This is a genomic window from Streptomyces sp. NBC_01465, assembly GCF_036227325.1.
GTDB lineage: Bacteria > Actinomycetota > Actinomycetes > Streptomycetales > Streptomycetaceae > Streptomyces.
The window spans coordinates 2,174,750-2,199,305 of record NZ_CP109467.1 but is presented as its reverse complement, the minus strand read 5'-3'; the positions used below and the strand labels follow the sequence as shown (position 1 = coordinate 2,199,305).

Below are 24,556 nucleotides of genomic sequence, written 5' to 3'. Positions count from 1 at the left end.
GGCGGTTGCCGGTCGGTTGCTGCTCTTTCCGTGGACTCCTGGAACTAGAACTGGTATCAGTTCTGAAACAGTGTCAGGAAGTGTCAGGCAGCGCCGCGCGGGAGGCATTCACCCATGACCGAGCTTGTGGAACACGGACAGCTGTTCATCGGCGGGGAGTTGGTGGACCCCCTCGGCAAGGACGTCATCGAGGTCATCTCACCGCACACGGGACAGGTCTTCGCCACCGTTCCGCACGCCGCGCCCGCCGACATCGACCGGGCGGTCGCCGTTGCCCGCAAGGCATTCGACGAGGGGCCCTGGCCCCGGATGAGCCTCGACGAGCGCATCGCGGTGGTCACGAAGATCAAGGACGCCTTCGCCGTACGGTACGAGGAGGTCGCCCGCTGCATCAGCACCGAGAACGGCACCCCGTACACCTCCAGCGTGATGGTCCAGGCCCTCTCCGCGATGATGGTGTGGGACGCGGCGATCACCACCGCGCGCAACTTCACGTACGAGGAGAGGCGCGACGGCGTCCTCGGCAAGCTCCTCGTACGGCGTGAGCCGGTGGGGGTCGTGGCGGCCGTAGTGCCATGGAACGTCCCGCAGTTCACCGCCGCCGCCAAGCTCGCGCCCGCGCTGCTCGCCGGCTGCCCGGCGATCCTGAAGGTCTCGCCGGAGGCGCCGCTGGACGCGTACATCCTCGCGGACATCGTGAAGGAGGCCGGTCTCCCGGAGGGCGTCCTGTCGATCGTCGCGGCGGACCGCGAGGTCAGCGAGTACCTGGTCGCGCACCCGGGTGTGGACAAGGTCTCCTTCACCGGTTCGGTGGCGGCGGGCAAGCGCGTGATGGAGGTCTGCGCGCGCAATCTCACGCGCGTCACCCTTGAGTTGGGCGGCAAGTCGGCGGCGATCATCGCCCCGGACGCGGACCTCGCGGCGGCCGTCGCGGGCATCGTCCCGTTCGCCTGGATGATCAACGGCCAGGCGTGCGTGGCCCAGACCCGGATCCTCGCACCGCGCAGCCGCTACGACGAGATAGCGGAGGCCTTCGCCTCGGCGGCGGGCGCGCTGAAGGTCGGCGACCCGCTGGACCCGGCGACCGAGCTCGGCCCGCTGGTCGCCCAGCGTCAGCAGCAGCGCTCGCTCGACTACATCCGTATCGGCCAGGAGGAAGGCGCCAAGATCCTTACCGGGGGCGGGCGTCCGGCGGGTCTCGATGCCGGGTGGTACGTGGAGCCGACGCTCTTCGGGGACGTCGACAACTCGATGCGGATCGCCCGCGAGGAGATCTTCGGCCCGGTCATCTGCCTGCTGCCGTACGGCGACGAGGAGGAGGCGGTCAAGATCGCCAACGACTCCGACTACGGCCTGAGCGGCAGCGTCTGGACCGCGGACACCGAGCGCGGTATCGACATCGCACGGCGGGTGCGGACGGGTACGTACAGCGTCAACACCTTCAGCCTGGACATGCTCGGCCCCTTCGGCGGCTACAAGAACTCCGGCCTGGGCCGGGAGTTCGGCCCCGAGGGCTACGGCGAGTTCTTCGAGCACAAGATGATCCACCTCCCCAACGGCTATGAAGGGGCGGTCTGATGGGAGACCGCTGGAGTGTGGAGGTCGACCGTACGGTCTGCATCGGCTCCGGCATGTGCGTGAGCCACGCCCCGGAAGGCTTCAAGCTGGACTCGGCACGCCAGTCGCACCCGGTCCAGCCGGAGTCGGACGCGAACGAGGCGGTGCTCGCGGCGGCGGAAGGCTGCCCGGTGGAGGCGATCGCGATCGCCCTGCTGGGCTCGGGCGAACCGGTGTTCCCGCCGGAGGAGTAGCAGCGATACCGGGGGCTGCGGCCCCGCGCCCCCGGTACGCGCCCTTCGGCCGCGTGTCCTCAAGCGCCGGACGGGCTGGATTTGTCTGTTGCGCCACCGGATACCCTCCACCCGTTGATCGACAAGGGTGGGGAAAAGTGAAGAAGTCCGAGGCCAAGAGCCTCCTCCAGCAAGCGCGCACCGCATGGGACGCCGAAGAGTGGGCCGAGTCCGCCGACCTCTACGAGCGCGTCCTCGCGCACTTCCCCGACGAAAAGACCAGCCCGGTCTGGTGGTACGACGCCGCCCTCGCCCACAAGTTCCTCCGCGACTGGCCCAAGGCCTACGCACTCGGCCGCGAGGCCGCCGCCCGCTCCCCCCGAGGGGAGGGCGACCCCGCGTACTGGAACCTCGGCATCGCAGCCACGATCCTGCGGGAGTGGGCCGTGGCCCGCGACGCCTGGGAGGGCTTCGGGATCACCCTGCCCGCCGGCGAAGGGCAGATCGACGGGCGCTTCGGGATGGGACTCATACGCCTCGACACCGACGGCGAGCGCGAGGTCGTCTGGGCCGAGCGGCTCTGCCCCACCCGCGCCCGCGTCGTCAACGTGCCCGTCACTTCCGGGCGCCGCTGGGGCGAGATCGTCCTCCACGACGGTGAACCCACCGGCGAGCGCATCGTCGACGGCAACGCGTACTCCGTCTTCGACGAACTCCTCCTCTTCGAGCCCTCCGAGCTGCCCACCCTCGCCGTCACCGTCAACGCGTCCGAGGCGGCGGACCTGGAGGCGCTCACCGAGCTCTTCCTCCAGGAGGGGTACGGAGCCGAGCCCGCCAGCAGCGTCAACGTCCTCTGCGCCTGCTGCAGCGAGGGCAGTCACGAGCAGTCGCGCACCGTCCACGCCGGCGCCCAGCAGGTGTCGCTCGCAGCCCCCGAGGACGAGGCCCGCCGCCTCCTCGACGCGTGGTCGGGGGAGACCGTCATCGGGCGCAGCTGGAGCGGGCTTCAGCCCATGTGGTGAGCGTCCGGGTCCGTCAGGTCGATCAGGCGGCAGACCGTCTCGATGTCGATCTTGACCTGGGCGATGGAGGCCCGGCCCGACAGCCAGGTGATCAGCGCCGAGTGCCAGGTGTGCTCGATCACCCGGACCGCGGAGAGCTGCAGCGGGGTCGGGTTCTCCAGGCCCATCGCGTCCAGGATGATCACCGTCGTCTGGCGCGAGACCGTGTCGACCTCGGGGCTCACGCTGCGGTCCGCGAAGGTCAGGGCGCGGACCATCGCGTCCGCCAGGTGCGGTTCGCGCTGCAGGGCGCGGAAGGCGCCCATCAGGGTCGATGCGACCCGTTCGGCCGCCGTGTCACCGGCCGGCGGGCGCTTCTTCAGTGTCGTGTGCATGTGCTGGAGCTGGTCCTGCATCGTGGCGACCAGCAGGTGCACCTTGGAGGGGAAGTAGCGGTAGAGCGTGCCGAGCGCGACCTGCGAGGACTCCGCGACCTCGCGCATCTGTACCGCCTCGAACCCGCCCCGGCTGGCGAGCTGCGCGCTCGCGTGCAGAATGCGACGGCGGCGCGCTTCCTGACGTTCTGTCAGTGCCGGCGATGGCGGCTTCGCTTCCGCTGTCATGTGTCCCCATCCGTGACATACATCTGAGCTGCACCGTTTCGGGAGGCGACAGCATGCCAGGAGGCCCCCGGGTGGCGCGAATCACCTGATCGGGCCGGTCCCGCAGGGGCTACCAGCCGGTAGATTCGATGCTCGTTCAACGATCAGGCCAGTGTACGAGAACTTGTTCTAGATTGGCACGAGCGGATACGCTCCGGCGAAAAGCTTGCAGTGAAGAAGGGGGCCGAGAGTGACCGCTGAGGCCGTGGAGGCGGGGCCCCTCGCCGACGGAGCGCCCGGACGGGACGACGGCGACGCCGACCGTCCCCTGCACATCGCGCTCCTCACGTACAAGGGCAATCCGTTCTGCGGAGGCCAGGGCGTCTACGTCCGCCACCTCTCGCGCGAGCTCGCCCGCCTCGGGCACAGCGTCGAGGTCATCGGGGCACAGCCCTTTCCCGTACTCGACGAGGGCGTGCCCCTCACCGAGCTCTCCAGCCTCGACCTCTACCGCAGCCCGGACCCCTTCCGGAACCCCAAGCGCGACGAGTACCGCGACTGGATCGACGCCGTCGAGGTCGGCACCATGTGGACCGGCGGCTTCCCCGAGCCCCTGACCTTCTCGCTCCGCGCGCGCCGCCATCTGGCCGCCCGCCGCGGCGAGTTCGACGTCATCCACGACAACCAGACGCTCGGCTACGGACTGCTCGCCGACCTCGGCGCGCCCCTCGTCACCACCATCCACCACCCCATCACCGTCGACCGGCAGCTGGACCTGACGGCCGCCCCGGACTGGCGCAAGCGCGCCTCCGTTCGGCGCTGGTACGGCTTCACGCGCATGCAGAAGCGCGTCGCCCGCCGCCTGCCCTCCGTCCTCACCGTCTCCGGCTCCTCGGAGAGGGAGATCGTCGACCACCTCGGGGTGCGCCCCGACCGCATCCACGTCGTGCACATCGGCGCCGACACCGACCTCTGGTCGCCCGACCCCTCCGTCGCCGAGGTCGAGGGCCGCATCGTCACCACGTCGAGCGCCGACGTCCCGCTGAAGGGGCTCGTGCACCTCGTCGAGGCCCTCGCCAAGCTCCGTACGGGCAACCCCGCCGCCCACCTCGTCGTCGTCGGCAAGCGCGCCGAGGACGGCCCCGTCGCCCAGGCCATCGAGAAGTACGGGCTCGAAGGCGCCGTCGAGTTCGTCAAGGGCATCACCGACGCCGAACTCGTCGACCTGGTGCGCAGCGCCCAGGTCTCCTGCGTCCCGTCCCTGTACGAGGGCTTCTCGCTGCCCGCGGCCGAGGCCATGGCCACCGGCACCCCCCTCGTCGCCACCACCGGCGGCGCCATCCCCGAAGTCACCGGGGCCGACGGCGAGACCTGCCTCGCCGTCCCGCCCGGCGACGCGGGCGCCCTCGCCGACGCCCTCGACCGCCTCCTCGGCGACCCCGACCTCCGCGCCCGCCTCGGCGCAGCGGGCCGCGAGCGGGTGCTCTCCCGCTTCACCTGGCGCCAGGCGGCGATCGGTACGGCCGAGCACTACCGCGCCGCGATGGCGGCCGCCCGGGCCGCCCGCCGCGGCGGCAGCCGTTGAGCGCGGCCGCAGAACTCCACGCCCCGCGCCGGGGTGCCACGACCATCCACCCGGAAGGGCTGACTCCGTGCTGACCGTCGATTTTTCCCGCTTCCCGCTCGCCGCAGGCGACCGCGTGCTCGACCTGGGCTGCGGCGCGGGCCGGCACGCCTTCGAGTGCTACCGGCGCGGCGCCCAGGTCGTGGCCCTCGACCAGAACGGCGAGGAGATCCGCGAGGTCGCCAAGTGGTTCGCCGCCATGAAGGAGGCCGGTGAGGCCCCGGCCGGCGCCACCGCCACCGCGATGGAGGGCGACGCGCTCAACCTGCCCTTCCCCGACGACTCCTTCGACGTCGTGATCATCTCCGAGGTCATGGAGCACATCCCCGACGACAAGGGCGTCCTCGCGGAGATGGTCCGCGTCCTCAAGCCCGGCGGCCGCATCGCCGTCACCGTCCCGCGCTACGGGCCCGAGAAGGTCTGCTGGGCGCTGAGCGACGAGTATCACGCGAACGAGGGCGGCCACATCCGCATCTACAAGGCCGACGAGCTCCTCGGCAAGATGCGCGAGGCCGGCCTCAAGCCGTACGGCACCCACCACGCGCACGCACTCCACGCCCCCTACTGGTGGCTCAAGTGCGCCTTCGGCGTCGACAACGACAAGGCGCTGCCGGTGAAGGCGTACCACAAGCTCCTGGTCTGGGACATCATGAAGAAGCCCGCCGCGACCCGCATCGCCGAGCAGCTGCTCAACCCGGTCGTCGGCAAGAGCTTCGTGGCGTACGCGACCAAGCCCCACACCCCCAAGGCCGACGCGTGACCTCACCGGGGCGCACCGAGCACCTCGTCCTGCCCGGGGTCCTCACCGCAGAGCAGGCCGCAGGGACGGTGACCGGGATCCTCGCCGTACAGCGCGAGGACGGCGCCATACCGTGGTTCCGCGGCCACCACCTCGACCCCTGGGACCACACCGAGGCCGCCATGGCGCTGGACGCGGCGGGCGAGCACGAGGCCGCCGCACGCGCGTACGAGTGGCTGGCCCGCCACCAGAACCAGGACGGCTCCTGGTATGCCGCATACCAGGACGGGGACGCCGCCGACGTCACCGACCGGGGCCGCGAGACCAACTTCTGCGCGTACATCGCCGTCGGCGTCTGGCATCACTACCTGGCCACCGGCGACGACACCTTCCTCGACCGGATGTGGCCCGCCGTCTACGCCGCGATCGAGTTCGTCCTCGGCCTCCAGCAGCCCGGCGGCGAGATCGGCTGGAAGCGCGAGGAGGACGGCACCCCCGTCCGCGACGCGCTCCTCACCGGGTCCTCCTCGATCCACCAGGCGCTGCGCTGCGCCCTCGCGATCGCCGAGGAACGCGAAGAGCCGCAGCCCGACTGGGAGTTGGCGGCCGGCGCACTCGGCCACGCGATCCGCAGCCACCCCGAACGCTTCCTCGACAAGTCCCGCTACTCCATGGACTGGTACTACCCCGTCCTGGCCGGCGCGATCACCGGGCCCGCCGCCAAGACCCGTATCGAGGCGGAGTGGGACCGCTTCGTCGTCCCCGGCCTCGGCGTCCGCTGCGTCCTGCCCAACCCCTGGGTCACCGGCGGCGAGAGCTGTGAACTCGCTCTGGCGCTCTGGGTGATGGGGGAGTCGGACCGCGCCCTGGAGATCCTTCAGTCCGTCCAGCACCTGCGGTGCGCCGAGGACGGCCTCTACTGGACGGGGTACGTCTTCGAGGCCGGTGCGGACGGCAGCCCCGCGGCCATCTGGCCGGAGGAGAGGACGAGTTGGACGGCCGGGTCGCTGCTGCTCGCGGTCGCCGCGCTCGGGGGCGACGAGGCGACCGTCGCGGTCTTCGGCGGGGAGCGGCTCCCCAGGGGCCTGGAGCCGGACTGCTGCTAGCCGCCCGGCCGGCGACACCTGTCCGGACGCGCCCGGGTGGCGGGGCGCGGGCACCCGGGTGAGGCTGCGGGAAGCAACGATTCGTGTACCTGGAGGTACGTCGTGCCCGCTTCCGCCCCCCTTCGCCGCGCGCTGGTCGCGCTGCTCCTGTCCTGTGCCCTGTTGGCCGGAACCACGGCCTGCGGAAGCAGTGACGACGACACGAGCGCGTCAGCGACGCCGACGTCGTCCGCAGAGGCGCAGAAGTTCGCCAAGACCCGGTTCGTGGCCAACGCGGGTCTCGCGGCCGGGGCGACGTACCAATGGATCGTGAAGCCCTTCAAGGCGGGCAAGTTCAAGAAGGGCGCGAGCGGCCAGAAGTTCGCCATGGTCAAGGCGGGTGTGGCGGGTCTCTTCACGTACAACCGCCTCAAGGCCGCGGTCTCCAACGCCAAGGGCGACCCGACCCTCGCGAAGGCCGTCGCCCCGCTCTCCGCGGGCATCGAGTCGCTGAAGTCCCTGCCGAGCAAGCTGCGCAACAGCGACAGCGCGGAGGGCGCCGCGGGCACCTTCGAGGACGTGATCAACTCCGTGAAGGACGCGGGCAAGAGCGCGGGCGCGGAGATCACCGACAAGGTTCCGTCCGCGGGGCAGCTCACCGGTAGCTGACGTGCATAGGCTGCGCCCATGACACTGCTTTCCCATGAGCGCTACTGCGACGAACTCCTCCGCGAGACCGGCCTGTTGAGGTCCGTGATCGCCGGAGCCGACCCCGCGTCCCGGGTCCCGAGCTGCCCCGACTGGAACCTCGGGCAGCTCGCCCGGCACGTGGGCGCCGCGCACCGCTGGGCGGAGCACATCGTCCGTACGCGGGCCACGAAGGAAGTCCCGGACGAAGACGTCCCGGACGCCACAGGCCCCGCCGGGGACGACCCCGCCGCCCTGGGCGCCTGGCTGGCACAGGGCGCCGAGCTCCTCGCCGCCACACTGCGGGAGGCGGGCCCCGATCTGGCCGTGTGGACCTGGGCCAGGGAGCAGCGCGCGGGCTTCTGGGCCCGCCGCATGGTGCACGAGACCGTGATCCACCGCGCGGACGCGGCGCTGGCGGCCTCGGTGGCGTACGACGTCATCCCCGAGGTCGCCGCTGACACCATCGACGAATGGCTGGAGATCGTCGCCCTCTCGGCCGAGCTGGGCGACCCCGAGGCGCTTGAGCTGCGGGGCGCGGGGCGCTCCCTGCACCTCCACGCCACGGACGCGCCGGGCGTGGACGCGGAGTGGATGATCGAGTTCGGCGACGAGGGCTTCACCTGGCGGCGCGGCCACGACAAGGCGACCGTGGCCGTGCGCGGCGCGCTCGCCGACGTGCTCCAGGTCTTCTACCGCCGTCTGCCCGCCGACAGCGACCGGGTGGAGGTCTTCGGCGACACGGAGCTGCTGGACTTCTGGCTGGCGCGGGCGTCGTTCGGCTAGGCGGTTCCGGCCGGGTCTACGGGACGCGGGCGACGCCGACGTAGAAGCCGCTCAGCTCCTCCGCGGGGGCGGGCTCCTGCTGGTACCACTTCGTGGCGGTGACCAGGCCGGGAGCCACCAGGTCGAGGCCCGCGAAGAACGGCTCGACCTCGGCGCGGGTCCGCATCCGCAGGGGGATCTCACCCTTCTTGTACGTCGCCTTCACCGACTGCACGAGATGCGGGTGCTCGTCGGTGGTGCCGTGGGAGAGGACGAAGTAGCTGCCCGACGGGAGCGCGTCGACGAGGGTCCTGGCCAGGCCGTACGGGTCCTCGTCGTCGCCGATGAAGTGCATCAGGGCGATCATGGAGAGGGCGATGGGGCGGGTGAAGTCCAGGAACGTACGGGCGTGGTCGAGGATCAGGCCGGGCTGGCGGACGTCGGCCTCGATGTAGTCCGTGCCGCCCTCGGGGGTGCTGACCAGCAGGGCTTCCGCGTGGCGCAGCACGATGGGGTCGTTGTCGGCGTACACGATCCGCGCCGTGGGGACGGTGGTCTGCACGATCTGGTGCAGGTTGGGGTGGGTCGGTATGCCCGTACCGATGTCGAGGTACTGGTCGATGCCGTTGCCGGCCAGCCAGGCGGCCGCGCGGTGCATGAACGCGCGGTTTCGGCGGGCGTTGAGGCCCGCTTCCGGGGGCAGCTTCTCCGCCACTTCCTGATCGACGGGGTAGTTGTCCTTGCCGCCGAGGAGCCAGTCGTAGACACGGGCCGGGTGGGGCCTGCTCGTGTCGATGCGGCTTCCGGTGGGGCGTATCGACATGTGTGATTCCAGCCTGGGGTGGGGGAGTTCGATTATGACACTGGCCAAATCCCTTGATCCAGGCGGTGGTTGTCAGCTGTTGAGTTCGGCCAGGACGCGGAGGGTGTGCGGGTCGGGGGCGGTGACCAGGAGGTCGGTGACCGGGCCCTTGCGCCACAACTCCAGGCGTTCCGCGATGCGTTGGCGGGGCCCGATCAGGGAGATCTCGTCAGCGAAGGCGTCGGGGACAGCCAGGACGGCCTCCTCCTTGCGGCCCGCGAGGAAGAGCTCCTGGATGTGGCGGGCTTCCGACTCGTACCCCATGCGTGCCATCAGGTCGGCGTGGAAGTTGCGGGCCGCGTGGCCCATGCCGCCGATGTAGAAGCCGAGCATCGCCTTCACGGGGAGCAGGCCCTCGGCGACGTCGTCGCAGACCTTGGCGCGGGCCATCGGGGCGATCATGAAGTTCTCGGGGAGGTCGGCGAGGGACGCCTCGTAGACGTCGGTACGGGTGGGCGACCAGTAGAGCGGGAGCCAGCCGTCGGCGATACGGGTCGTCTGGGCGATGTTCTTGGGGCCCTCCGCGCCGAGGAGGAGCGGGAGATCGGCGCGGAGCGGGTGGGTGATGGGTTTGAGGGGTTTGCCGAGACCGGTGGCGTCGGGGCCCGTGTAGGGGTGGGCGTGGAAGCGGCCTTCGACGGCCACCGGGCCCTCGCGGCGCAGGACTTGGCGGATGACGTCGACGTACTCGCGGGTCGCGGTGAGGGGGCTGCGGGGGAAGGGGCGCCCGTACCAGCCCTCGACGACCTGGGGGCCCGACAGGCCCAGGCCCAGCATCATGCGGCCGCCGGAGAGGTGGTCGAGGGTCAGGGCGTGCATGGCGGTGGCGGTGGGGGAGCGGGCCGCCATCTGCGCGATCGCCGTGCCCAGGCGGATGCGGGAGGTGTGGGCCGCGATCCAGGTGAGCGGGGTGAAAGCGTCGGAGCCCCAGGCCTCTGCGGTCCAGACGGAGTCGTAGCCGAGCCGCTCGGCCTCCTGGGCGAGTTCGAGGTGGCCGGGTGTCGGCCCGCGGCCCCAGTAGCCGAGGGCGAGTCCGAGGCGCATTGAATCCCCTTTGGTCGCGGGTCAGTTGCGGGTCATCTGACGGTGCGTCAGGCGACGACTTGCGACTGTAAGCGCAACGGCCCCCACCCGGAAGGGGTGGGGGCCGTGATCAGCTTCTCCGTACGAGAACGGAACCGCTAGCCGCGCTGGATGCCCGTGGTGTCCTGGAGGACGCCGCGACGGCCGTCCTGGGTCTGGGCGATCAGGGCCGGACCGCGCTGCTCGACCGCGAGGTACCAGGTGCCCGGCGCCAGTTCGGCGATCGGGGACGGGTTGCCGTCCTCGGCGTAGAGGGGACGGGCCACCGGCACCGCGAACCAGAACGGGGCGAAGTCCCCGACGGGCCCGCCGGCGGCCGGACCACCCGGACCCGGCTGCGGCTGCTGGTGCTGCGCGGGCTGCGGCTGACCCTGCTGCGGCTGGCCCGGACCGGGCTGGGCGCCGAAGGGCTGGGGCTGACCCTGCTGCGGCTGCCCGGGACCGGGCTGACCCGGCTGGGCGCCGTAGGGCTGCTGCTGGGCGGGGTAGCCGTAACCCTGACCGGGCTGACCGGGCTGAGCACCGTACGGAGGCTGCTGGACCGCGGGGCGCGGGGCGCCGAGCAGGGGGGCCTGGAGGGCGGGGACGAGGGGGGTCGCGACAGCAGCTCCGGCCAGGACGAGCGCGGCGATCAGGCCGAGGATGAGGCCGATGCCGAGGTCCGGGGACGAGCCGCCCTTGTCGAGGCCGGCTGCCGGGTCGAAGAGCCAGCCGAGCGCGCTCCACAGCGTGATGACTGCGGCAGCAACCCCGAACTGACCGAGGTCGATGCCGATGACCTTCCGCGGCTGCGGGAGCGCGCGGTTGATGACGATCAGCGCTGCGGCGATGAGGCCCAGCAGATACACGCCCATGAGGAGCGGACCGGCTTCCCAGCCGTTGGGAATGACCTTGTCGCAGACGTCGTCGGAGGCATCGCAGCCGTAAGAATTGAGGAACGAGGCGATGAACAGCACCACCGCTGCTCCGATCACCACGCTGTCGCCTCGAGTGAGGGAGCGGATGTTCACGTAAGAAGTCCTTCGTCAGTCGTCTCGATATCGGGGCAACGCGGAGCTCGGGGGCGGCTCCCCATCGTACGGATGAATCTATCGTCTGCTCGGGCGGGGCGTGTGCCGGGTCGTGTGACTACTGGTGGAGAAACGAGATGATTCCGTCCGCGATGCCCTGCGCGGCCTTCTGGCGCCAGCTCCCGCTCGTCATCAGCGCCGCGTCCTTGGGGTCACGCATGTTGCCGCACTCGATGAAGACCTTCGGAACCGTCGAGAGGTTGAGGCCGCCCAGATCGCTGCGGGTGTCCAACCCCGTACCGCCGCCGATGTAGTTGGACGGTGCGCTGCCCGTGTCCTGGACGAACTTGCCCGCGATACGGACGCCGAGGTCGTGCGAGGACGCGACGATCGGGCTCGTGTCGGCGGCGCCCCCGCGCACCAGTGCGGGAAGGATCACATGGAAGCCCCGGTTGCCCGCGGCCGAACCGTCGCCGTGCACCGAGACCACCGCGTCGGCCTTCGCCTTGTTGCCGATACGGGCTCGCTCGTCGACGCACGGCCCGAAGGAGCGGTCGCCGTCCTGGGTGAACTTGACCGTGGCGCCCTGTGCTTCGAGCAGCGAGCGCAGGCGGTGCGAGACATCCAGGGTGAAACGGGCCTCGCTGTAGCCCCCGTTGGTGGACGTGCCCGTGGTGTCGCACTCCTTGCTGGAGTTGCCGATGTTCACCAGTCGGGCGATGTCGCGGGTGTGGTTGTAGTTGTTCGGGTTGTGGCCCGGGTCGATGACGACCACCTTGCCCGCGAGGGGGCCCTTGCCCGTGGGGGGCTTGTTGTCCGCGGGAGTGGAGGGGGTCGGGGACTTGGAGGCGGCCGGGTGCGAGGTCGCCGGGGTCTTGCTCGGGGACTTCGCGGGCCGCGTCGTCGCCGTGGCCGTGGGGCTGGGCAGCGGCAGCACCTTCTGCGGTGCGTTGTCGTCGCCGGGACCGTTCATTGCCTGCCAGACCAGCCAGCCCGCAAGGCACGTCGGCACGAGCGCGACGAGCACGATCAGGAGGGTCGAATTGCGGAAGCGGCGGCGGGGGGCGGGGTACTGGTCATCGTCGTACGACACGGAGCGAGCCTATCCGGGGCCTCAGATCCCCGTTCCCGTACGGCGGAGAACGCGCAGGGATTCCGTGGCCGAGACCTCCGTGAAGGCTCCCGACGCGAGGGCGCGGAGGTAGACGCGGTACGGGGCCTGGCCCGTCCACTCGTCCACCGGGTCGGGGAAGACGTCATGGATGAGGAGCAGGCCGCCGGGGGCGACGTGCGGGGCCCAGCCCTCGTAGTCGGCGGTCGCGTGCTCGTCGGTGTGGCCGCCGTCGATGAAGACGAGGCCGAGCGGGCCGCCCCAGGCCTTGGCGGCCTGCGGGGAGCGGCCGACGATCGCGATGACGTGGTCCTCGAGGCCCGCGTGGAACAGGGTGCGGCGGAAGGTGGGGAGCGTGTCCATCTGCCCGACCTCGGGGTCGACGACGGACGGGTCGTGGTACTCCCAGCCGGGCTGCTGCTCCTCGCTGCCCCGGTGATGGTCGACGGTGATCGCGGAGACGCTGGCCTGACGGGCGGCGTCCGCGAGCAGGATCGTGGAGCGACCGCAGTACGTACCGACCTCCAGGAGGGGCAGCCCGAGGTCGCCGGCCTCGACGGCGGCCGCGTACAGGGCGAGACCCTCGGTGGCGGGCATGAACCCCTTGGCGGCCTCGAAGGCGGCCAGGACTTCCGGCTTGGGGGTGGCGGCCACGGGGTCCTCCTGAGGGGGCGGCTGGGGTGAGCCGGGCCATCGTAGTGGGGGGGCGAGGAGTGGTCGTCGGGGGAGGGGCCCGACGGTCCGAGGGTGGGTGCCGGGGGTGGGCCCGGTGGTGGGCTTCGGGTGGGTGGGTGTGTGGCGGGTTTCGTCTCGCGCCTCCGGCGCAAAGAGGCTGGCTACAGCGAACAGGTGGGGGGCGGGTGTCGGACGCCGGTCGCGCGGGTCGGCTCGATGTTGGGGTTGCGGGATGTACGACGCTGCGCGTCGTAGGCCTCGCCCTGGGGGCGAGTCCGTCTGGCTGCTGCCGCGTGGTGGTTGGGGTTTCGTGAACACCGCGATGCTCGTGCGGACCGGTTGTGCTGATCGGTTCATCTGCGGGGCACTTCGGCGGGGGGTGAGCGTTACAGCGTCCGGGATGGAGCTCCGCTCCCCGGGGTGGTGGCGGATGTCGCACCACTTGCATGGGCTGCCGGTCTGGTCTTGGCGTCAACGGGCCGTTGGTTGGTGGGTGTTCATGCCCCGCTGGTCGCTGTCCGGTGGCCGGATGGGGTGTTACCTCGGGTTACTGTCGGAAACGGACAGGCATAGCGGACATATGGGTGCGCCTGGTGTCCATTTCCGGCCGCAACGGGCAACTGGCGTCGACTCCGGCTACTCCGAGATACGTAGGTCCGGTCCCGCCGGACCTACGTATCTCGCAGTGGCAGCCACGCCACCCAAAGCAGCGCAAAAGGTGCATGCTGGGCGGTGGTGGGAGAGGGTGTGGCGCGGAAGTTCGGCGGGACCGAACTTCCGCGCCGCAGGACCCTTCGCACCCCCTTCGCACCCGCGAGGCGCTTCGCCCGCCCCACCACCCACCGGGCAGTGACCAGCGGGGCATGAAGTCGAGCCAACGGGCGGGTGGTTGACGCCGAGCCGAGAGCAACTGCCCCATTCAAGTGGTGCGCCAACCGGCCACCGCGCACCCATCGCGCCCCGGGCCACCAGGACCGTGCCGCCGTTGCGGGCGCAGCCCGCACCCCGACACCGGCCCACCGCCCGCAGCCCCGGACCCAGCCCGACCCCCGCCGTTCCCGGTCCGGGCTACCCCCACCCCAGATCCCCGTACACGTGCGGCCAGGCCTCCCTGCCGACCGATAGCCGCCAACCCCAGCGCTGGAGGGTGCGGAGTCAAGGGTGGAGCGAAGCGGAATCGCGCAGCGACGCGACGAAGTCGCGCCCTTTACTCCGGACCCGGAAGCGCGCACACTCCCGGCGTCGGTTGACAGGGAGACCCACCCAACGAAGCCCCCGACCAGGGGAACCAGGTAGGAGCCCAACCAACCCCCGCCCCCCCACTGGTCAGGCGGCCAAGGAGCCGACCGCGTGCGGCGTGACGACCACCGGTAGGGACTCCAGGAACAGGGCGCCGGCGAGCAGCCCTGAACTGCCGCGCGGGATCCACGCGTTGGCGCGGAGCTCTCCGTCGAAGGCGGCCAGCTGCTCCGCACCCTGCGGAGTCGCCGTACCGCCCGCCTCCAGGGCCTCGCGGGCCCCTGCCTGGACGCGGCGCAGGCCGGGCGGCCCGGCGGAGTGGAGGAGTTCGGTGTCCTGGAGCGTGGACATCACGGTGAGCAGGGCGTCGAGGCGGGCCTCTGTCTCTCCCGCACCGGAGGATCGCGCTGTGGCGAGCGCGTCAAGTGCCCTTCGTACGTGGGGAAACCCGGCCCGCGCCTCGCCGCGCGCCCCGGCCGCCCCGTACTTCGCGGAGATCGACGAGCCCCGGGACGGGCGCCGGGGTGCGCCCTTGTCGGTGAGCGCGGCGATCGGTTTGGCGGCGGCCACGACCTCGCGTGCGGACGCACGGGGGTTGAGTGCGGCCGCGGCGACCAGCAGGCCGAGCACCCACAGCGCCCCCCGGTGACCGCCGCCCGCCAGGCCCACCGAATGCTCGGTGGAGCGGCCGATCGCACCCAGTTCCGCCCGGAGGAGCGGAGTGGGTTCGCCGCTGCGGCGGGCGGCGGCCGCCATCGCCGTGAGGCCGGGCGCCAGTGCCTTCGCCGACCAGCGCAGGGCACGGTGGTCCCGGCCGGCGGCGGGGACGCCGAGGTCACGCGGGTCGGGCAGGCCCGGCTTGGGGGCCAGCGCGAGCTGCTCGGTCAACGCGGTCACGGCGGCCTGGGCGAGCGCCTCGTCCTCACGGCTGTTCATGCAGGTACGTCCTTACGAGGATGCCGAGGCGGATGAATTCGGAGCGTCGGACGGTGGAGTGCCGCCGTCCGCCGGGGGTGCGCCTCCGCCTGCATCTTCGGCGTCGGGGTCGATGCCGAACGTGATGGAGCCCTTGTAGCCGGCGGACGGGTCCTTCTTGTGTACGGGTTCGAGCGTCAGCAGACCGCTGGACGCGCCGCCGCCGTCGTACACCATGTCGTCGGCGAGGACGGTGTAGCTGCCGGAGTGCTTCGAGTACGGCTCCAGCGCGAAGATCGCCTCGGCGATGTCGTCGTCGAAGAACAGCTGGCCGGTGTAGTTGACCTTGCCGCCCTCGTACGTGCCGTCCTCCTTCTCGCCGCCGGTGTGCACCTTCACATGGATGTGGGCGGTGCGCGGGGTGTACCAGCCGGGCATGATCGTCTCGAACTTGACGACCCCGTTGGCGTTGGCGATCTGGTAGCCGCGAAGGTACGTCGCGTCGTCGGCGGTCGAGCCGTCCTCGCTCTCGGCGGGTGCGGAACCGCCGGGGTTGGCGGTGGTGAAGCCGGAGTAGTAGCCCCAGGCGTCGCAGTGCCAGATCTCCACGGCTGCCTTGGGGACCGGGGTGCAGCCGTCGGTGGCGTCCACGACGGTCAGACGCAGGGTCAGCGGGACGCCGCTCTTGCCCTCGGTGATGTCCTTGCGGACCAGGGCGCCGTCCAGGTAGTACGGGCCCTCGGTGACGCTGGACATCAGCGTCATGCACGTACTGCTGGTGGCTGTGCTCGTGGTGCTGGTGCTGGTGGCGGCGGTCGTCGTCTCGTCGGCGAAGGCCGACTGGTAGCCGGCGACGGTGAGTCCGCCGACCACGACGGCGCCGCCGGTCACGGCGATGGCTCGGCGCCGGGTGACTGAGTTGTCCCTGTGCTTGGCTGTCATGGTCATGAACGTAGGCAGGCAACCTGTCAGGACCATGAGTGTGTGCTGCGCGACGGCTGAGGAGTGGAACCGCCTGGCATGATCGGCGCGTGATGACCGACTGACAGGTGTCACCGCTGAGTTGACCGGGGGAATGCATGGACGAGCCGATAGCCGGACCCGACGCGCGCGTGACCGCGCTGGCCGAGAAGGAAGGCCTGGGCGGTTGGCGTATGGCGGCCGCCAACGTGAAGGGTGGCTTCCGCAAGCGCTGGGGCGACGACCGGCTCCACCTGTACGAGAACGGCCTGGTCGTCACGGCCGCCGATGGGGGCGAGTGGGTCCGCCGCTGGGACTCGACGGCTGCGGTCCTGCAGCACCTGGTCACGATCAACGGCGGTGCGTACAGGGACGCGACGTACACCCTGATCGGCCGGGACGGCGCCGCGCTGAGTGTCGGCCGCGGCGGCAACGGCCTCTTCCGCCGCGACCTCGACCGGCTGGGTGCCACGTCGCACACGCGCGGCCCCTACATCGTGCTGGAGGGACAGTGGGGCCCGGAGATCCAGCAGGGCGTGACGGCGGTGCAGTGGCCGCTTGCGCTCGAACGGCTGCGCAGGGGCGAGACGTTGGACTTCGGGCCGATGTCGCTCGACCTCGCGGGGGTGCGGGAGGGCAAGTACAGCGCGAGCTGGGCGGAGATCGGTGACCTGCACCGGTACGACGGGAAGATCGGCTTCCTGGGGACGGACGGGCGTGCGCTGCGGCCGCAGGCGAGCGTCTACCGCATGCCCAACGCGTACCTGTTCATGGCCCTGGTCAACCAGCTCAAGGCCTGATCATCGCCGTCCGTCCCGGCGCCGCTCGTACCGCTCGGCCGCATCGATGATCCACCCGTCGTCCCAGTCCTTCCGGTCGACGGGTCCCACCCGGCGCTGTCCCTCCACGCAGCGCGGATCGTCGCGGTCGGCCAGTCCGTAGACGGCCCAGATGCGCGTCAACTGGTCGCCCTCGTGCAGGAGTTCGGCCAGAACGTCCACGACCTCGATGCTGTGGTCCCCGTGCTCGGCGAGCCAGTAGCACGCGGACCGCCGTATGCCCGGGTCGGCATCGCGTGCCAGCACCGTCATGGTGTCCGACGTCGCCGGCACCATGATGCGCAACTCGGGATCCGGGTGCGTCAGATAGGTGAGCCCCACGGCCTCCGCCCTCGGGTCGTCGAAGTCGTTCAGGCCGTGGAGCACGGCCAGGAGGACGGTCCGGTCGGTCTCCTCCACGGCCCAGGGGAGGAAGACTTCCAGACCTCGCTGCTCGTACGGCTTGGGCTCGAGGGAGTGTGAGAGCGGGTTCAGGTCGACGAAGTTGATGTACCACAGGACGTCTGCCGCGAAGAGTCGGTGCGTGGGGTCGGGGTGGTGGCGCAACTCCGCCGCGGCCGCCCACGTCTCCTCGTCCTGCCGGCGGCCCAGAACGCTCCTGACGCTCGACCAGTCGGCGTGTTCCGGATCGGGGTGCGCGAGGGCGCGGGCGAGCAGTTCGCCGAAGGGCGTACGGATCCCGAAGCCCGCCTCGAAGTCGGTGAGGATCGCCGCGTGACCGTCGCGTACGGTCAGGCCGCCGAGCGTGAGCTCATCGTGGTCGGTGTACCAGTAGCGGTCGGAGACTCGGATCCGCCCGGGCGGGCCCGAGATGCCCGTCCTGCGCCGAAGCTCGTTGATCACGCCCGCCTCGTGCCAGTGCCGCGCACGGTCCAGGAGCTGTGTCCGCGTGGCCTCGGAGAGCCGTGCCGGGTCGCCGAGCAGGCGGCTCGCGAGGCTGTTGGACCCGCCGTCGATGGCTTGAAGGAGGGGCGTCTCTCCGTTCGGCAGCGGGCGGTTCGCGTCCGCGCCCCCGTTCATCAGGGCGTCGGTGACCGGGCTGTCGTACGCGGCGACGGCGAGGCACAGCACTGGGACGCCCTGCTCGTCGACGGTGTCCGGATCCGCCCCGCCCTCCAGTAGCGCCCCGACCGCTTCCGCGTCTCCGCTCCGTACCGCTGCAACGAGCGCGTCTTCGTTCATGTTTTCCCAGCCCCCCGGTGTCAGCGCGAGGGTAGGCGTACACGAGCGCCCCGCGCACGGCGTGGTGACGTCGTGGGCGGGGCGCGGTGGCGGGACCGTCAGGCCGTGACCGGGGTTGCCGTCAGGGTCAGGTCCGCCTGGAGCGGGGTGCCGTTGTACGTCAGCGGGTGGGCCAGGGGCGGGAGGCCCGTGGCCGTGACCGCCAGGATGTAGCGGCCCGCCGGGCGCGTGGGGAAGGTGTAGTGGCCCTCCTCGTCCGCGACCGTGAGGCCCGCCTGGCGGTGGTGGCTGTCCAGGAGCGTGACCGAGGCGCGGGGGACCGGGGTGCCCGTCGCGTCCACGACCCGGCCGCGGATGCCGGTGAAGAAGACGGGCTCGTCCTCGCTGGACGCCATCGGCTTCGGCGCCAGTACGCCCGGCTTCGCGCGGCCCGGGATGAAGATCGCGAGCAGGACGCCCACCGCGACCGCGCCCGTGGCGATCATGAAGGACGTGCGGAAGCCGTCCATCGAGGCGACCTGCACCGGGCCGAACTTCACCGAGGTGTGGGCCAGGACCATGCCGATCACCGCGCTGGAGACCGACGTGCCGATGGAGCGCATCAGGGTGTTGAGGCCGTTCGCCGCGCCCGTCTCGGACGGGTCGACCGCGCCGATGATCAGGGCGGGGAGCGAGGAGTACGCGAGGCCGATGCCCGCGCCGACCACCACGGAGATGATGATCGTCTGCCAGGCGGCGCTCATCAGGCCGAGGCCGGCGCCGTAGCCGATCGCGATGATGACCATGCCCGCGATGAGCGTGATCTTCGGGCCGTAGCGTGCGGAGAGGCGGGCGTAGACCGGGGCCGTCAGCATCATCGTCAGGCCGAGCGGGGCGACGCAGAGGCCGGCGACCACCATCGACTGGCCGAGGCCGTAGCCCGTCGTCTTCGGGAGCTGGAGCAGCTGGGGGAGGACCAGGGAGATCGCGTAGAACGCGACGCCCACCATGATCGACGCCAGGTTGGTGAGGAGCACCTCGCGGCGGGCCGTCGTGCGCAGGTCCACCAGCGGGGCCTTCTTGCGGAGCTCCATGAAGCCCCAGAGCAGGAAGATGACGAGGGCTGCGGCGAAGAGGCCGAGCGTCTTGCCGTTGGTCCAGCCCCAGTCGCTGCCCTTGGTGATGGGGAGGAGGAAGGCGACCAGGCCGAGTGCCAGGCCGATTGCGCCGGGGAGGTCGAAGGTGCCCGGGGCGCGGACCTTGGACTCGGGTACGAAGATCAGGGTCAGCGCGATCGAGACGACGCCCAGGCCGGCCGCCGTGAAGAACAGCGCGTGCCAGTCGGCGTGCTGCGCGATCAGTGCCGCGCCGGGAAGCGCGAGGCCGCCGCCGACGCCGATCGATGAGCTCATCAGCGCCATGGCCGAGGGGAGCTTCTCGCGCGGGAGCTCGTCGCGCATGATGCCGATGCCCAGCGGGATGGCGCCCATCGCGAAGCCCTGGAGCGCGCGGCCGACGATCATCACCAGGAGGTTGTCGGTGAACGCGCAGATCAGGGAGCCGACGACCATGACGGCGAGGCTGAGGATCAGCATCTTGCGCTTGCCCGCGAGGTCGCCGAGGCGGCCCATGATCGGGGTGGCGATGGCGCCGGCGAGGAGGGTCGCGGTCATGACCCAGGTCGCGTTGGACGGCGCCGTGGAGAGCAGGGTCGGGAGGTCCTGGATGACCGGCACGAGCAGGGTCTGCATGACCGCGACGACGATGCCGGCGAAGGCGAGGACCGGGACGATGCCGGCCCGGTGGGTGACTGCGGGGGTTCCTTCTTCGGTTATCGCGGGCTGCGGGCGTGCGGCCTGTGTCATGCGTGGAGCCTCCGGAGGCGGTAAGTGTGTGCATGGTGCAACCTTCGGCCGGGGTGGTCATATTCCGGATTTCGGTAAAGGGGAGGTAAGGCGCGTGGGTGATCCGCGTCACGTGGGATCAGGTATGTATCTGACCTTCCGTCAGATTGGAACGTGTTCTAGTCTGCGTGCGCATGGGCATCGGAATCACGCAGGAACAAGGGGAGTTGGCCGACGCCGTACGCGGCTGGCTGGCGCGCAACGTGCCGGTCGAGGAGGTACGGAAGCTTCTTGACGCTCCGGGCGGAGGTGCCGGACGGCCCGGCTACTGGGATGCGATCGCCGACCAGGGGCTGCTCGGAGTGCACCTCCCTGAGCGGTACGGGGGCGGGGGCGGCGGGCTCGGGGAGCTCGCCGTCGTACTGGAGGAGGCGGGGCGGGCCGCACTGCCCGGGCCCTTCCTCGCGAACGCGCACGCCTCCGTGGTCCTGGAGCGGGCGGGCGGCTGCGGGGAGCTCGTCGCCGCGCTGGCCGCGGGTGAACGGATCGGGGCCGTCGCGCTCGGCACCGGGTCGCTGACCGCGGTGGCCGTCGAGGGGGGCGGGTATCTCCTCGACGGCATCGCGCCGCCCGTGCTCTCCGGGGCTCATGCGGATGTGGTCGTGCTGGCCGCAGAGGCGGCGCACGGCACGGTGTGGGTCGCCGTCGACGCGGACCGGCTGGCGGTGCGGGCGCACGAGAGCGCCGATCCGACGCGGCCCACGGCGGAGGTTGCGGCGGGGGGCGTGGAGGTGCCGGCCGGGCGCGTGCTCGGCGGCGTCGACTCGGTTCTCGTACGGGATCTGGCCGCCGTTCTGTACGCGGCCGATGCGTGCGGGACCGCCGCCTGGGCGCTGGAGACCGCGGCGTCGTACGCGAAGGTGCGCGAGCAGTTCGGGCGCCCCATCGGACAGTTCCAGGCGATCAAGCACCTGTGCGCGGACATGCTGGTGCGCGTCGAGCAGGCGCGGGCGCTGGCGTGGGACGCGGCGCGGGCGGTGGGGGATGTGGCCGGCGCGCGCGGGCTGGCTGCCGCGCTGGCGGCGGCGACCGCGCTGGACGCGGCGTACTCGTGCGCCAAGGACTGCATTCAAGTGCTCGGCGGGATCGGCTTCACGTGGGAGCACGACGCGCATCTGTATCTGCGGCGGGCGCTCGTCGCACGGCAGCTCCTGGGGGCGGGCGACGCGTGGCGGCTGCGGGCCGTGCGGCTGGCGGCGGAGGGGGCGCGGCGGGAGCTGCGGCTCGAACTGCCGCGCGAGGCCGAGGGGTACCGGGTCGCGGCGCGGGCCGTGATCGAGGGTGCGCGCGGGATGGATCCGGCGGCGGCGCGGCGGGCGCTCGCGGGGAGCGGGTATGCGGCTCCGTATCTGCCGAAGCCGTACGGGCTGGGCGCCGGTGCCGTACAACAGCTCGCGGTGCAGGAGGAGTTGAAGGCCGCCGGGGTGCGGGTGGCCGACCTGGGGATCGCGACCTGGGTCGTGCCCTCGCTGCTCGCGTACGGGACGAAGGCGCAGCAGGAGCGGTACGTGGCGCCGACGCTCCGGGGCGAACTCCACTGGTGCCAGCTCTTCTCCGAGCCGGGGGCCGGCTCCGACCTGGCGTCGCTGCGGACGAAGGCCGAGCGGGTGGAGGGCGGCGGCTGGCGGGTCAACGGGCAGAAGGTGTGGACGTCTTCGGCGCAGAGCGCGGACTACGGAATTCTGCTGGCGAGGACCGATCCGGACGCGCCCAAGCACAAGGGGCTGACGTACTTCGTCGTCGACATGAAGCGGACGCCGGGCATTGATGTGCGGCCGCTGAAGGAGATCACCGGGGAGGCCCTCTTCAACGAGGTGTACTTCGACGACGTACTCCTGCCCGAGGACGCGGTCGTGGGGGAAGTGGGGGGCGGCTGGAAGGTCGCGCGGAACACCCTCGGGAACGAACGGGTGCACATGGCCGACCAGATGACCTTCGACGTGGGGCTCGAAGCGCTCATCGCGCAGTCCGCGGAACTGGACGGGGCAGGCAGGGTCCGGGTCGGCGCGCTGGCCGCCGAGGCGCATGCGCTGGGGTGCATCGGGCTGCGTACGACCATGCAACAGGTGTCGGGTCTCGAGGCCGGGGCGGGGGCTTCGGTGCGCAAGCTCGTACAGACTCCGCACCAGCAGAAGGTCGCCGAGCTGGCCCTGGAGCTGCTCGGTCCTGCCGGTGCGGTGCGCGAGGGGGCGGGGGAGCGGGCCGTCCACGGATTCCTGATGGCGCGGTGTCTGACCATCGCCGGAGGCACAACTCAGGTGCAGCTCAATGTCGTTGCCGAGCGGATTCTCGGCCTTCCGAGGGACTGAAGGGATCAATGCTGTGAAGGCTTACGTGGTCGGTGTCGGGATGACGAAGTTCGAGAAGCCCGAGAGCCGTGACTGGCAGTACTGGGACATGGCGAAGGAGGCGGGCGAGGCGGCGCTCGCGGACGCGGGGGTCGCGTACGGGGAGGTGGAGCAGGTCCCGGTGGGGTACTGCTTCCAGGCCTCCACGGCGGGGCAGCGGGCGGTGTACGAGCTGGGGCTCACCGGGGTGCCGGTCTACAACGTCAACAACAACTGCGCGACCGGGTCGAGTGCGTTGATGATGGCGCGGCAGTTCGTGGAGGGCGGGATCAGCGACTGCGTGCTCGCGCTCGGCTTCGAGAAGATGAAGAAGGGGGCGCTGGGCGGCGGGGCCGACGGGGGCGACTTCAAGACGTCGCCGGTCGCACGGCACTACGGGATCATGGCGGCCGGCCACGGCTTCGAGATGTCGCCGCCGACCGCGCAGATCTTCGGGAACGCGGCGCGGGAGCACATGGAGAAGTACGGGACGACGGAGGCGCAGCTCGCGGCGGTGGCGGCGAAGAACCACCGGCACTCGGCGAACAATCCGTACGCGCAGTTCCAGGACGTGTACGAGGTCGACGAGATCCTGGCGGCGCGGTCGATCCATGCGCCGCTGACGAAGCTGCAGTGTTCGCCGACCTCGGACGGTGCGGCGGCTGCGGTGGTCGTCTCGGAGCGGTTCGTGGACGAGCACGGGCTAGGGGAGAAGGCGGTCGAGATCGTCGCGCAGGCGATGACGACGGACACGGGGGTGTCGTTCGAGTCCGGGTCGTGCATCGACGTGGTGGGGCAGCCGATGTCGCGGGCGGCGGCGGACCAGGTGTGGGAGCGGTCGGGGCTCGGCATCGGGGATGTCGATGTGGTGGAGCTGCACGACTGCTTCTCGGTGAATGAGCTTTTGACGTACGAGGCGCTGGGGATGTGCGCGGTGGGGGAGTCGGGGAAGCTCGTGGAGAGTGGGGCGACGACGTACGGGGGCCGGTGGGTGGTGAACCCGTCGGGCGGCCTGATCTCGAAGGGGCACCCGTTGGGGGCGACGGGGATCGCCCAAGTGGCGGAGCTGAGCTGGCAGTTGAGGGGTGAGGCGGGGGCGCGGCAGGTGCCGGGGGCCGGGGTGGGGCTCGCGCACAACATCGGGCTGGGGGGTGCGGCGGTGGTGACGCTGCTGCGGCGGGGGTAGCGGAGGGTTCGCCTCCGGTGTTCCACCCGTAGATCATGAAGTCATGACCGACCTGCGGCATGCTCACGCTGAGACTCGCGCAATCGCCGCTACGGCCATGGGGCGCGACCCCGGTCCCATGGCCACGGTCGAGAGCAGCTCCCACCACGTGTACGTCGGCTCGGACGCCGTCGTGAAGATCATCGATGCGGCAGACCACTCGCGGCTTGACCGGGAGATCGCACTCGCGCCCCACCTGCCGGCCGGGCTCACTGCCCCGCTGCTCGGGAGCGGGCGCCATCGGCTGGGGACGCGTGATGTCCGGTACGCCTGCTACGGCCGCGTGCCGGGGGCGGCTCCCGGCATGGGCATGCCCGGGGTGGACCGCGCGACCGCGCGCTCATGGGCGGAGGAGGCGGTCCAGCGGCTCGACCTGCTGCACAAGTGGACGCCGTCGAGCGACATCGAACAGCTGCTGAGAGAGCCGCTCGACCACGGTGGATTCACCGGCCGGGCGGCGTTCTCCGCAGATGTGGAGAACCTCGCCGCCCTGGACCGGGAGGGATTCGTGCCACGCCGACTGCTCGATGGCCTGACGGCGATCGCTGAGCGCGCGCCGCTGCACGCACGGGCGGTCGTCCCGGTTCACGCGGACTGCCACTGGGACAACTGGCTGGTGCAGGACCAGAGAGTGACGGCACTGCTGGACTTCGAGTGGGCCCGCTTCGGCGAACCTGCCGACGACTGGTTCTTCCTGGCCCGGTTCAGCGGCCCGCACATGGAGAGCGTGCTCGACGTCATCGCCCGTGCGACGGGGACTTCCACGGAGACGCTCCGGGCGGAGTGCGAGGTGCGCGAGGCGAGCCACCTGGTCGCCGACCTCCGTTTTGGGCTCGAACACCCCTCTGCGCATGGGCAGATGGCTGCCGACAGGCTCCGCGCGCTGGAGGAGCTCATTGTCGGGCGCTACTGGTGGCGTGGCGGGGGTTCTTCCCCCACCCCGTGCCCGTAA

At 71.1% G+C, this 24,556-nt stretch carries 22 protein-coding genes; 12 read left to right on the top strand and 10 right to left on the bottom strand.

Annotated elements, in window-relative coordinates:
- Positions 1 to 114: 114 nt before the first annotated feature.
- The 3 genes from OG707_RS10090 (at position 115) to OG707_RS10080 (ending at position 2,812) form a co-directional block, all read left to right on the top strand.
- A complete protein-coding gene (locus OG707_RS10090; protein WP_329116625.1) occupies positions 115 to 1,578 on the top strand; it encodes an aldehyde dehydrogenase in 1,464 nt (487 codons plus the stop codon).
- Entirely contained in the window at positions 1,578 to 1,811 is a 234-nt protein-coding gene (locus OG707_RS10085; RefSeq protein ID WP_329116623.1) for a ferredoxin, read from the top strand. Before OG707_RS10090 ends, OG707_RS10085 begins: the two co-directional genes overlap by 1 nt.
- A 137-nt stretch (positions 1,812 to 1,948) precedes the next feature.
- A complete protein-coding gene (locus OG707_RS10080) occupies positions 1,949 to 2,812 on the top strand; it encodes a tetratricopeptide repeat protein (protein ID WP_329116621.1) in 864 nt (287 codons plus the stop codon).
- On the opposite strand, the gene OG707_RS10075 is transcribed toward OG707_RS10080, so the two are convergent.
- Entirely contained in the window at positions 2,797 to 3,414 is a 618-nt protein-coding gene (locus OG707_RS10075) for a TetR family transcriptional regulator (protein ID WP_329116619.1), read from the bottom strand. The genes OG707_RS10080 and OG707_RS10075 overlap by 16 nt on opposite strands.
- A 229-nt stretch (positions 3,415 to 3,643) precedes the next feature.
- On the opposite strand from OG707_RS10075, the gene OG707_RS10070 reads away from it, so the two are divergent.
- The 5 genes from OG707_RS10070 to OG707_RS10050 all read left to right on the top strand — a co-directional run bounded on the left by OG707_RS10070 (position 3,644) and on the right by OG707_RS10050 (position 8,314).
- Entirely contained in the window at positions 3,644 to 4,978 is a 1,335-nt protein-coding gene (locus tag OG707_RS10070; protein WP_329116617.1) for a glycosyltransferase family 4 protein, read from the top strand.
- Positions 4,979 to 5,045: 67 nt separating this feature from the next.
- Positions 5,046 to 5,777, top strand: coding sequence for a class I SAM-dependent methyltransferase (locus OG707_RS10065; protein WP_329116615.1), 732 nt, complete (start codon positions 5,046 to 5,048; stop codon positions 5,775 to 5,777).
- On the top strand, positions 5,774 to 6,862 hold the full coding sequence (locus OG707_RS10060; protein WP_329116613.1) for a prenyltransferase: 1,089 nt from the start codon (positions 5,774 to 5,776) through the stop codon (positions 6,860 to 6,862). Before OG707_RS10065 ends, OG707_RS10060 begins: the two co-directional genes overlap by 4 nt.
- Before the next feature lie 102 nt (positions 6,863 to 6,964).
- Entirely contained in the window at positions 6,965 to 7,510 is a 546-nt protein-coding gene (locus OG707_RS10055) for a hypothetical protein (protein WP_329116610.1), read from the top strand.
- A gap of 18 nt (positions 7,511 to 7,528) precedes the next feature.
- The gene (locus OG707_RS10050) at positions 7,529 to 8,314 is read left to right on the top strand and encodes a maleylpyruvate isomerase family mycothiol-dependent enzyme (RefSeq protein WP_329116608.1); all 786 of its coding nucleotides are present in this window, start codon (positions 7,529 to 7,531) and stop codon (positions 8,312 to 8,314) included.
- 16 nt (positions 8,315 to 8,330) lie between these two features.
- Here OG707_RS10050 and OG707_RS10045 read toward each other — a convergent pair whose 3' ends face one another.
- The 7 genes from OG707_RS10045 to OG707_RS10015 form a co-directional block, all read right to left on the bottom strand.
- On the bottom strand, positions 8,331 to 9,116 hold the full coding sequence (locus OG707_RS10045) for an SAM-dependent methyltransferase (protein WP_329116606.1): 786 nt from the start codon (positions 9,114 to 9,116) through the stop codon (positions 8,331 to 8,333).
- Between the two features lie 72 nt (positions 9,117 to 9,188).
- On the bottom strand, positions 9,189 to 10,199 hold the full coding sequence (locus OG707_RS10040; RefSeq protein ID WP_329116605.1) for an LLM class F420-dependent oxidoreductase: 1,011 nt from the start codon (positions 10,197 to 10,199) through the stop codon (positions 9,189 to 9,191).
- A gap of 137 nt (positions 10,200 to 10,336) precedes the next feature.
- Complete coding sequence (locus tag OG707_RS10035; protein WP_329116603.1) at positions 10,337 to 11,248, bottom strand: hypothetical protein; 912 nt, start codon at positions 11,246 to 11,248, stop codon at positions 10,337 to 10,339.
- 118 nt (positions 11,249 to 11,366) lie between these two features.
- Positions 11,367 to 12,341, bottom strand: a complete 975-nt coding sequence (locus OG707_RS10030) for an N-acetylmuramoyl-L-alanine amidase (RefSeq protein ID WP_329116601.1) — start codon at positions 12,339 to 12,341, stop codon at positions 11,367 to 11,369.
- Positions 12,342 to 12,362: 21 nt separating this feature from the next.
- Positions 12,363 to 13,013 (bottom strand): class I SAM-dependent methyltransferase, encoded by a 651-nt coding sequence (locus OG707_RS10025; RefSeq protein WP_329116599.1) that lies wholly within the window; start codon positions 13,011 to 13,013, stop codon positions 12,363 to 12,365.
- A 1,347-nt stretch (positions 13,014 to 14,360) separates the two neighbouring features.
- Positions 14,361 to 15,209 carry a triphosphoribosyl-dephospho-CoA synthase gene (locus OG707_RS10020; RefSeq protein WP_329116597.1) on the bottom strand — a complete coding sequence of 283 codons (849 nt, stop codon included), beginning with the start codon at positions 15,207 to 15,209 and terminating at the stop codon, positions 14,361 to 14,363.
- Positions 15,210 to 15,221: 12 nt separating this feature from the next.
- A complete protein-coding gene (locus OG707_RS10015) occupies positions 15,222 to 16,130 on the bottom strand; it encodes an intradiol ring-cleavage dioxygenase (RefSeq protein WP_329116595.1) in 909 nt (302 codons plus the stop codon).
- A 137-nt stretch (positions 16,131 to 16,267) separates the two neighbouring features.
- Here OG707_RS10015 and OG707_RS10010 point away from each other — a divergent pair, with 137 nt between their 5' ends.
- Positions 16,268 to 16,948 carry a DUF6585 family protein gene (locus tag OG707_RS10010; protein WP_329116593.1) on the top strand — a complete coding sequence of 227 codons (681 nt, stop codon included), beginning with the start codon at positions 16,268 to 16,270 and terminating at the stop codon, positions 16,946 to 16,948.
- Here the strand turns inward: OG707_RS10010 and OG707_RS10005 are convergent, their stop codons facing one another.
- A complete protein-coding gene (locus OG707_RS10005) occupies positions 16,949 to 18,169 on the bottom strand; it encodes an ankyrin repeat domain-containing protein (RefSeq protein ID WP_329116591.1) in 1,221 nt (406 codons plus the stop codon).
- A gap of 98 nt (positions 18,170 to 18,267) precedes the next feature.
- On the bottom strand, positions 18,268 to 20,013 hold the full coding sequence (locus OG707_RS10000) for an MFS transporter (protein WP_329116589.1): 1,746 nt from the start codon (positions 20,011 to 20,013) through the stop codon (positions 18,268 to 18,270).
- Between the two features lie 173 nt (positions 20,014 to 20,186).
- On the opposite strand from OG707_RS10000, the gene OG707_RS09995 reads away from it, so the two are divergent.
- The 3 genes from OG707_RS09995 (at position 20,187) to OG707_RS09985 (ending at position 24,556) form a co-directional block, all read left to right on the top strand.
- A complete protein-coding gene (locus OG707_RS09995) occupies positions 20,187 to 22,361 on the top strand; it encodes an acyl-CoA dehydrogenase (protein WP_329116587.1) in 2,175 nt (724 codons plus the stop codon).
- Between the two features lie 13 nt (positions 22,362 to 22,374).
- Positions 22,375 to 23,565 carry a lipid-transfer protein gene (locus tag OG707_RS09990; RefSeq protein ID WP_329116585.1) on the top strand — a complete coding sequence of 397 codons (1,191 nt, stop codon included), beginning with the start codon at positions 22,375 to 22,377 and terminating at the stop codon, positions 23,563 to 23,565.
- Positions 23,566 to 23,683: 118 nt separating this feature from the next.
- Entirely contained in the window at positions 23,684 to 24,556 is an 873-nt protein-coding gene (locus OG707_RS09985) for a phosphotransferase family protein (protein WP_329116583.1), read from the top strand.

Coding starts and splice junctions, on each gene's coding strand:
- OG707_RS09995 (WP_329116587.1), top strand. CDS start 20,187: ATGGGCATCGGAATCACGCAGGAACAAGGGGAGTTGGCCGACGCCGTA.
- OG707_RS10005 (WP_329116591.1), bottom strand. CDS start 18,169: ATGAACGAAGACGCGCTCGTTGCAGCGGTACGGAGCGGAGACGCGGAA.
- OG707_RS10010 (WP_329116593.1), top strand. CDS start 16,268: ATGGACGAGCCGATAGCCGGACCCGACGCGCGCGTGACCGCGCTGGCC.
- OG707_RS10085 (WP_329116623.1), top strand. CDS start 1,578: ATGGGAGACCGCTGGAGTGTGGAGGTCGACCGTACGGTCTGCATCGGC.
- OG707_RS10090 (WP_329116625.1), top strand. CDS start 115: ATGACCGAGCTTGTGGAACACGGACAGCTGTTCATCGGCGGGGAGTTG.
- OG707_RS10075 (WP_329116619.1), bottom strand. CDS start 3,414: ATGACAGCGGAAGCGAAGCCGCCATCGCCGGCACTGACAGAACGTCAG.
- OG707_RS10020 (WP_329116597.1), bottom strand. CDS start 15,209: ATGAACAGCCGTGAGGACGAGGCGCTCGCCCAGGCCGCCGTGACCGCG.
- OG707_RS10000 (WP_329116589.1), bottom strand. CDS start 20,013: ATGACACAGGCCGCACGCCCGCAGCCCGCGATAACCGAAGAAGGAACC.
- OG707_RS10050 (WP_329116608.1), top strand. CDS start 7,529: ATGACACTGCTTTCCCATGAGCGCTACTGCGACGAACTCCTCCGCGAG.
- OG707_RS10015 (WP_329116595.1), bottom strand. CDS start 16,130: ATGACAGCCAAGCACAGGGACAACTCAGTCACCCGGCGCCGAGCCATC.
- OG707_RS10040 (WP_329116605.1), bottom strand. CDS start 10,199: ATGCGCCTCGGACTCGCCCTCGGCTACTGGGGCCGCGGGCCGACACCC.
- OG707_RS09985 (WP_329116583.1), top strand. CDS start 23,684: ATGGCCACGGTCGAGAGCAGCTCCCACCACGTGTACGTCGGCTCGGAC.
- OG707_RS10045 (WP_329116606.1), bottom strand. CDS start 9,116: ATGTCGATACGCCCCACCGGAAGCCGCATCGACACGAGCAGGCCCCAC.